The sequence below is a fragment of the Bacillus sp. SIMBA_154 genome (genome assembly GCF_046536015.1).
GTDB lineage: Bacteria > Bacillota > Bacilli > Bacillales > Bacillaceae > Bacillus > Bacillus pumilus_P.
The window spans coordinates 1-551 of record NZ_JAWJBV010000052.1 but is presented as its reverse complement, the minus strand read 5'-3'; the positions used below and the strand labels follow the sequence as shown (position 1 = coordinate 551).

Genomic DNA, 551 nt, shown 5'->3' with positions numbered 1-551 from the left:
GGAACAGAATCATGGACATTACCGGGCGTGACATGGGCATCAGTGATGATATTGTATTTCATATCTGTTGTACGGTGGTCTAGATAGAAAAAGCCTTCAGGCTTATTTTCACGATAAAGATAGCCACTTTCAGGATCAGTCGTACTTTGGCGAATGTCTTTTTTCGTTTTCACCTCCTCTTTTTCCTTTAAGGGCTTTTTTCCGTGTACCTCTCGATCTTCTTGAACGGCTTCATCTAATTCTTTCATATAGTTCTGAGTATCTTGTTCGATCGTTTTTCTCGTATATTTATGTTTATTGGCATTCGCTTTTAGATGGGTTGAATCGGTAAAAAGGACACGACCTCCAACCATATCGTGATTGATGGCTTGTAGCACAATCTCATCAAAAATATCTTGAAAAATCGTTGTATCTTTAAATCGAGTACGACGATTCCAACTAATGGTGGAATGATGAGGAACGGGGTCATTGATATTCAAACCTAAAAACCATCTATACGCCATGTTATAGTAAATTTCTTTTTCAAGCTGTCTTTCTGAACGGATACCATA

Annotated in this window: 1 protein-coding gene; it reads right to left on the bottom strand. The window is 38.1% G+C overall.

Translation table 11 applies throughout. From position 1 onward, the window contains the following. Window positions 1-551: transposase (locus R0K30_RS21005; protein WP_410612688.1), on the bottom strand; the 551-nt coding region annotated here is incomplete at both ends.